The organism is Sphingomonas sp. (genome assembly GCF_025362505.1).
Classification (GTDB): Bacteria; Pseudomonadota; Alphaproteobacteria; order Sphingomonadales; family Sphingomonadaceae; genus Sphingomicrobium.
On the sequence record NZ_JANYGG010000015.1, the window covers coordinates 1 to 6,999 of the forward strand.

8 protein-coding genes and 1 pseudogene are annotated in these 6,999 nt (G+C 66.2%); 8 read left to right on the forward strand and 1 reads right to left on the reverse strand.

Annotated features, from left to right (window positions below):
- Positions 1-21 precede the first annotated feature (21 nt).
- The 8 genes from Q0R27_RS01145 to Q0R27_RS01180 all read left to right on the forward strand — a co-directional run bounded on the left by Q0R27_RS01145 (position 22) and on the right by Q0R27_RS01180 (position 5,848).
- Positions 22-426, forward strand: coding sequence for an Rrf2 family transcriptional regulator (locus Q0R27_RS01145; protein ID WP_293940254.1), 405 nt, complete (start codon positions 22-24; stop codon positions 424-426).
- On the forward strand, positions 423-1,904 hold the full coding sequence (sufB, locus tag Q0R27_RS01150) for a Fe-S cluster assembly protein SufB (RefSeq protein WP_293940255.1): 1,482 nt from the start codon (positions 423-425) through the stop codon (positions 1,902-1,904). The genes Q0R27_RS01145 and sufB overlap by 4 nt, the downstream gene beginning before the upstream one ends.
- Positions 1,901-2,116: a hypothetical protein gene (locus tag Q0R27_RS01155; RefSeq protein ID WP_293940256.1), complete on the forward strand. Its 216-nt coding sequence runs from the start codon at positions 1,901-1,903 to the stop codon at positions 2,114-2,116. The genes sufB and Q0R27_RS01155 overlap by 4 nt, the downstream gene beginning before the upstream one ends.
- A 2-nt stretch (positions 2,117-2,118) precedes the next feature.
- On the forward strand, positions 2,119-2,961 hold the full coding sequence (gene sufC, locus Q0R27_RS01160) for a Fe-S cluster assembly ATPase SufC (protein WP_293940257.1): 843 nt from the start codon (positions 2,119-2,121) through the stop codon (positions 2,959-2,961).
- A gap of 133 nt (positions 2,962-3,094) precedes the next feature.
- Entirely contained in the window at positions 3,095-3,844 is a 750-nt protein-coding gene (locus Q0R27_RS01165; RefSeq protein WP_293940258.1) for a SufD family Fe-S cluster assembly protein, read from the forward strand.
- The gene (locus tag Q0R27_RS01170; RefSeq protein WP_293940259.1) at positions 3,841-5,037 is read left to right on the forward strand and encodes a cysteine desulfurase; all 1,197 of its coding nucleotides are present in this window, start codon (positions 3,841-3,843) and stop codon (positions 5,035-5,037) included. Before Q0R27_RS01165 ends, Q0R27_RS01170 begins: the two co-directional genes overlap by 4 nt.
- On the forward strand, positions 5,037-5,492 hold the full coding sequence (locus tag Q0R27_RS01175; RefSeq protein WP_293940260.1) for an SUF system Fe-S cluster assembly protein: 456 nt from the start codon (positions 5,037-5,039) through the stop codon (positions 5,490-5,492). The genes Q0R27_RS01170 and Q0R27_RS01175 overlap by 1 nt, the downstream gene beginning before the upstream one ends.
- Entirely contained in the window at positions 5,492-5,848 is a 357-nt protein-coding gene (locus tag Q0R27_RS01180; RefSeq protein ID WP_293940261.1) for an iron-sulfur cluster assembly accessory protein, read from the forward strand. Before Q0R27_RS01175 ends, Q0R27_RS01180 begins: the two co-directional genes overlap by 1 nt.
- Before the next feature lie 21 nt (positions 5,849-5,869).
- Here Q0R27_RS01180 and Q0R27_RS01185 read toward each other — a convergent pair.
- Positions 5,870-6,999: pseudogene (locus tag Q0R27_RS01185) on the reverse strand (hypothetical protein); the annotation flags it as partial.

The following is a 6,999-nucleotide window of genomic DNA, read 5'->3' on the forward strand; positions in this document are numbered from 1 at the left end:
ATCCACTCCGAATAGGAATATATGCGCCTTACCCACCTTGCCGATTATGCGGTCGTGATGCTGACCGCCGCCGCGCGCCGCGCCCCGGCCGAGCGGCTGTCGGCGGCCGCGCTGTCGGAAGAAACCGGCGTACCGCTGCCGACCGCGCAGAAGCTGATGGGGATTCTCGCCCACGCCGGGCTGCTGACCAGCACGCGCGGCGCGCAGGGCGGCTATGTCCTGACCCGCCCGGCCGCGTCGATCAGCCTTGCCGACATCGTTGAAGCGGTCGAGGGGCCGATCGCGCTGACCCTCTGCTCGGGCGCGGATGGCCCCAGCGACTGCGCACTCGACGCGCATTGCCGGATCAAGCCGCACATGGGGGCCGTCGGCAACGCCGTGCGCGGCGCACTCCACGCCGTCAGTCTTCAGGAATTAGCGTCATGATGGACCAGCTCGACCAACCGCTCGACAATCGCGAAGCCCGCGAGGCCATCGCCAAGGATTACGAGTGGGGCTTCTCCTCGGACATCGAGCAGGAGTTCGCGCCCAAGGGCCTGTCCGAGGACACGGTCCGCTTCATCTCGGGCAAGAAGAACGAGCCCGAATGGATGCTCGAATGGCGGCTCAAGGCCTATCGCGCGTGGCTCACCATGGAAGAGGTCGACTGGGCCAAACTCGACATCCCCAAGATCGATTATCAGGACGCCTATTATTACGCCGCGCCCAAGGCCAAGCCCAAGCTCGGCAGCCTCGACGAGGTCGATCCCGAAATCCTGCGCGTCTATGAAAAGCTCGGCATTCCGATCGAGGAGCAGAAGGTCCTCGCCGGGGTCGAAGGCGCGCGCCGGGTCGCGGTCGACGCGGTGTTCGACAGCGTCTCGGTCGCGACCACTTTCCGCGAGGAATTGAAGCGCGCGGGGGTAATCTTCCTCAGCATTTCCGAAGCGATCCGCGAATACCCCGAGCTGATCAAAAAATACCTCGGCTCGGTCGTCCCGCAGCGCGACAATGTCTTCGCCTGCCTCAACGCCGCGGTGTTTTCCGACGGCACGTTCGTGCACATCCCCGAGGGCGTGCGCTGCCCGATGGAATTGAGCACCTATTTCCGCATCAATGCCGAAAACACCGGCCAGTTCGAACGCACGCTGATCATCGCCGAAAAGGGGTCGTACGTCTCCTACCTCGAAGGCTGCACCGCGCCGATGCGCGACGAGAACCAGCTTCACGCGGCTGTGGTCGAGATCTTCGCGCATGAGGATGCGGAGGTGAAATACTCCACCGTCCAGAACTGGTATCCGGGCGACGCCGAGGGCAAGGGTGGCATCTTCAACTTCGTCACCAAGCGCGCATTGTGCAGCGGTGCGCGCAGCAAGGTGTCATGGACCCAGGTCGAAACGGGCTCGGCGATCACCTGGAAATATCCGTCGTGCATCTTGAAGGGCGAGGGCAGCGTCGGCGAATTCTATTCGGTCGCGCTGACCAACAATCGCCAGCAGGCCGACACCGGGACCAAGATGATCCACATCGGCGCCAACACCCGCTCGACGATCATCTCCAAGGGGATCAGCGCGGGGCGCTCGAACAACACCTATCGCGGGTTGGTCCGGGTCCTCCCCGGCGCCGAGAATGTCCGCAATTTCACCCAGTGCGACAGCCTTCTTTTGGGCTCCGAATGCGGCGCCCACACCGTCCCCTATATCGAGGTCAAGAACCCGACCGCGACGATCGAGCATGAAGCGACCACCAGCAAGATCAGCGAAGACCAGCTCTTCTACGCCCAGATGCGCGGCCTCGACACCGAAAGCGCGGTCGCGTTGATCGTGAATGGCTTCGCGCGAGAAGTGCTGAAGCAGCTCCCGATGGAGTTCGCGGTCGAGGCGCAGAAGCTGTTGGGGATCAGTCTTGAGGGGAGCGTCGGGTGAGCCTTGCACGCTTCTTCATCGCTGCGAGCGCAGGTCTCGTTGCAGGTGTTTGGACCGTGTGCCTGCTGTTGGCTTTCGGAGACGGTGGGGTGCGCCTTGATGGCTCTCAACAGGGCAAATTCGTGCTGGGTTATTTTCTGATGATCTATGGGCCTCCCTTGATTGTGGGCGGCCTTACTTATTTTGCACTCCGAAAGAACAGACAAGTTTGACGATGCTGAAAATTAAGAACCTCTCCGCCACCGTCGCCGGCAAGCCGATCCTCGACGGCCTGACGCTGACCATCCCGGCTGGCGAAATCCATGCGATCATGGGGCCCAATGGCGCGGGCAAGTCGACGCTCGCCTATGTGCTCGGTGGGCGGCCCGGTTATGAAGTGACGGGGGGCACGGTGACGTTCACCGCTGCTCGTCATCCCGGCCTTGAGCCGGGACCCACCTTGTTGGGAGAACAGGGCGAAGGCAGGTGGGTCCCGGGTCAAGCCCGGAATGACGACGGCGGGGCGGTCGATCTTCTATCCCTCGCGCCGCACGAGCGCGCGGCGGCGGGGCTGTTCCTCGGCTTCCAGTATCCGGTCGAAATCCCCGGCGTGTCCTACCTCCAGTTCCTGCGCGAAAGCCTCAATTCGCAGCGCCGGTCACGCGGCGAACCGGAACTCAGCGGCGCCGAATTCATCCGCCTCGCCAAGGCGCAGGCGGCGCTGCTCGGGATGGACCCCGACATGCTCAAGCGCCCGGTCAACGTCGGCTTCTCCGGCGGCGAAAAGAAGCGCGCCGAAATGGTCCAGATGGGCATCATGGCGCCGACATTGGCGATCCTCGACGAGACCGACAGCGGGCTCGACATCGACGCGCTCAAAGCGGTCGGCGCGGGGATCAATTCGATCATGCGCGCTCCCGACAAGGCGGTGCTGCTGATCACCCATTACCAGCGGTTGCTCGATTATGTTCGCCCCGACCGGGTGCATGTGTTGCGCGCGGGCAAGATCATACGCTCGGGCGGCCCCGAACTCGCCCACGAACTCGAACGCGAAGGCTATGCCGAGGTGGCCGCGTGATGCGCGCGGGGCACTTCCTCCCCTCCTCGAAGAGGGAGGGGACCGAGGGGTGGGTTCGCACGTCTGTGCGCTTCAATGACTCCGCGACTGCCGAAGAACCCACCCCCGGCCCCTCCCTGGAAGGGAGGGGAGAATGAACGCACTCCCCACCCGCAAGCTCGAAGCCTATCGCTACGCCGACCTCGACGCGCTGGCGTCGGTGTGGAGCGACCTTTCGCCGCCTGAAACGATCGCAATTGCCGCCCAGCAAAAGCTGCAGCAAATCTGGTTGCCGAGCGCCGACGACGTGCAAATTCGCCGCGTCGAACTGACCGTCCGCGAAGGCGCGTCCGTCACCATCTTCGCGCTCAATACGGCGTCGCGTTATGGCCGCATCGAACTCGACGTGCGCTTGCACGCGGGCGCGCATTTCGCGTTTCACGCCGCCAACATCGGCGCGGGCAAGGCGACGCTCGAAATCGTCACCACCGTCCGCCATCTCGCCCCATCGGCAACTTCGCGCCAAATCATTCGCAGCGTGCTCGGCGGCAAGGCGACCGGCTCCTACCTCGGCAAGGTCGCGGTCGCGCGCGACGCCCAGCAATCCGATAGCGAACAGTCGGTGAAAGCGATGCTGCTCGACCGCGGCGCGACCGCCAATGCCAAGCCCGAACTCGAAATCTACGCCGACGACGTCAAATGCGCGCACGGCGCGACCGTCGGCGAACTCGACCGCGAGCAACTGTTCTACGCCGCCGCGCGCGGGCTCGATCCGGCGGGTGCGCGAGCTCTGTTGCTCGAGGGTTTCATCGGCGGTCTGTGGGATGAAATTGTCGGCGACGACGCAACAGATGATGGGGCCATCGCCGACCTCGCCCGCGCCGCACTGAAGGCCATCGCATGAACGCGCTGATTCATCCCACCGCCGCGCTGAATGTGCGCGATCAATTCCCCGCGCTCCCGGCGGACTGGCATTATCTCGACGCCGCCGCGACCGCGCAGAAGCCGCAAGCGGTGATCGACGCGATTACCAACGGCTATGCGCGCGATTACGCCACCGTGCATCGCGGGGTGTATCGGCGGTCGTCGGACATGACGCTCGCCTTTGAGGCCGCGCGGGTGGCGACGGCGCGCTTTCTTGGCGCAAGTTCGGCCGACGAGGTGGTGTTCACGCGCGGCGCGACCGAAGCGATCAACCTGGTCGCCTATGCGCTGCCCAAGGACGGTCGCGACCGGGTGCTGCTGTCGGCGCTCGAGCATCACAGCAATATCGTCCCGTGGCAGCTGGCCGGCTATGCGATCGACGTCTGCCCGCTGACGCAAGACGGCCAGATCGACCTCGACGCGGCGGAAAAGCTCGTCACCGAGCGCACGCGGATGGTCAGTTTCGCGCATGTCTCGAATGTGCTCGGCTCGATCCTCGACGCCCGCCGCGCCGCGGATATCGCGCATGCGAAGGGCGCGCTGCTGCTGCTCGACGGTTGCCAGGCGGCGCCGCGCCTGACCGTCGATGTCTCGGCGCTGGCTTGCGACTTCTACGCCTTTTCCGGGCACAAGCTCTACGGCCCGACCGGGATCGGCGTGCTGTGGGGGCGCTCGGCGCTGCTCGACAGCATGGCGCCGTGGCAGGGCGGCGGGTCGATGATCGACCGCGTCACGTTCGAGCACACGACCTATGCGCCGCCGCCGGGGCGGTTCGAGGCGGGCACGCCGCACATCATTGGCGCGATCGGGCTCCACGCGGCGATCGACTGGACCCTCGGCATCGGACTTGCCGCGATCCACGCGCATGAGGGAGCGCTGACCCGCTCGACGCGCGAGGCGCTTCGCCAGATCAACAGCGTCCGCCTGTTCGGCCCCGACGACAGCGCCGGAATCGTCTCTTTCACCTATCAGGGGGTGCATCCGCACGATGTCGCCACCATCTTGGACGATGTCGGTGTGGCGATCCGCGCCGGGCACCACTGCGCGCAGCCGCTGATGGAGGTGCTCGGCGTTCCCGCCACCGCCCGCGCAAGCTTTGCGGCGCACAGCGGGGCGGACGATGTCGAGGCGTTGGTCGAGGGACTCGGCCGGGTGAAACGGATTTTTGGATGATGGACGAACCACGCATGATCGAGGTTGAACAGGTCGACGCGGTCGAGCCCCCGGCGCGCGCCCGCGTGACCCCCGAGTTCGAGCGCAAGCGCGATTATCTCAGCGGGTTCCTCGCCGAGGAGCAACCGCCGGTCGAACTCGGCGGGGCGGGCGGTTCGTTGCAGGAGGAGGTGATCGAGGCGCTCAAGACGATCTACGATCCCGAGATCCCGGTCGATATCTACGAGCTTGGGCTGATCTACGATGTCGCGGCGAGCGAGGATGGCGATGTCGTCGTCACCATGACGCTGACCACGCCAAACTGTCCGGTCGCCGAATCGATGCCGGGCGAGGTCGAGATGCGTGTCTTGTCCGTCCCCGGGGTGCGCGATGCCGAGGTTAAACTCGTGTGGGAACCCGCCTGGGATCCGTCGAAGATGAGCGACGAAGCACGGCTCGAATTGGGGATGCTGTAATGAACGCACCGACCCGCCGCCCGCGTCCCGCCGCGATCACGCTGACCGCAGGCGCCGAAGCGCGCATCGCCGAGCTCATGGCCAAGGCCCCCGCCGAGGCGATCGGGGTCAAGCTGTCGACCCCGCGCCGGGGCTGCTCGGGCCTCGCTTACTCGGTCGATTATGTGAACGAGGCCAGCGCATTTGACGAGCGGATCGAGACGCCGGGGGGGATCTTCTTCGTCGACGGCGGGTCGATCCTCTACATGATCGGCAGCCGGATGGACTGGGTCGAGGACGATTTCGTCGCCGGGTTCACGTTCGAGAATCCCAACGCCAAGGGCGCCTGCGGCTGCGGCGAGAGCTTTACGGTTTGATCACAGTCCTTCGCGAAACCGCTAAAATCCCAGCGTGAAGCGGATCGCCCCGCCCATGTCATTGTCGGCGCTCGCGATATGCCCCGGCTGGCGGCGGACGAACAAATTGCCGCCGAGCCAGCCGGTGTCGGTCACCGAGCGTCCGTAGGACATCTCGGCATCGACCTCACGCCCGCTTGGCGACAGCGAGAAGCGCTCGATGGTGCGGATCGCGGTCTGGCTCACATAGTCGTAACCGGTCGGTAGCAGCGAGGCGAAGCCGCCGCTGGCGATGCGCAATGGCTGGGCGAGACGCAGGCCGAAGCGGTCGCCCTCGCGCAGCAGCCCGTCGCGCGTCAGGTCGAGCGCATAGGCATCGCTCTGGAACCGGCCCGCGCCGAAGCTGGTGAAACCGCGCCGCGCGGCCAGGTTCGCCGCCCATCCGCCGCCTAATGGCCGGCGTGTTTCGAGGTCGAGGAAGGTCGTCGACGATCCGCCCGCGCCGAGGCCCGCGCCCATCCGCCCGCCGAGCAACGTGTCGCGCTCCTCGAGCTGGCTGAGCCCGAGCGAGAGCCAGCTTCTGCCGAGCGACTTGTCGACCGCGACCGATGACAGCCGATACGGCGCGCCGGTCGCGCTGGTCGCGATGCCCTGCCACACGCGGCCATTTTCGGCCGACAGGGTGAGGCCGACCGACCCGAGCTGGCGGCGGAGCGCCATGCTCGCGCCGCGGGTGGCCGAGAAGCCTGAGTCGCCGGCAACGTCCTTCGCGATCAGGAACGCGCCGGCGGTGGCACCCGACAGGCGGCGCTCCATCGCCTTGGCGCCGTCCGTGAACCCAAAGGCGACGGCGGTATTGCGGTCGATGCGCGCGACCGCCGAGCCGGCGATCAGCCGCGCCCGCCGCGCGTCGTTGGGGCCGATCCCGAGCTTGGCGAGTTCGAACTCGCGCTCCCGCCCGAACCGCTGAGAGACGGTCATCGCGACGCTCAACCCGCCCGCCCGCGCGCCGGCAACCTGAATGCGTCCGCCGAGCGCGCGCTCGAGCGGATGCGACGCTTCGGCCTGGCGCAGCGTCTTGGCGAGATCGAGCGCATAGGCGCGCGAATAGCCATCGAGGATGACCACTCCGAACGGCCCCTGACCCGCCGCGTCGCCCGCGGCGGCGGGCA

Excerpts from the sequence above, each read along its gene's own strand:
- Q0R27_RS01145 (WP_293940254.1), top strand. The coding sequence starts at position 22 with ATGCGCCTTACCCACCTTGCCGATTATGCGGTCGTGATGCTGACCGCC.
- sufB (WP_293940255.1), top strand. The coding sequence starts at position 423 with ATGATGGACCAGCTCGACCAACCGCTCGACAATCGCGAAGCCCGCGAG.
- sufC (WP_293940257.1), top strand. The coding sequence starts at position 2,119 with ATGCTGAAAATTAAGAACCTCTCCGCCACCGTCGCCGGCAAGCCGATC.
- Q0R27_RS01165 (WP_293940258.1), top strand. The coding sequence starts at position 3,095 with ATGAACGCACTCCCCACCCGCAAGCTCGAAGCCTATCGCTACGCCGAC.
- Q0R27_RS01170 (WP_293940259.1), top strand. The coding sequence starts at position 3,841 with ATGAACGCGCTGATTCATCCCACCGCCGCGCTGAATGTGCGCGATCAA.
- Q0R27_RS01175 (WP_293940260.1), top strand. The coding sequence starts at position 5,037 with ATGGACGAACCACGCATGATCGAGGTTGAACAGGTCGACGCGGTCGAG.
- Q0R27_RS01180 (WP_293940261.1), top strand. The coding sequence starts at position 5,492 with ATGAACGCACCGACCCGCCGCCCGCGTCCCGCCGCGATCACGCTGACC.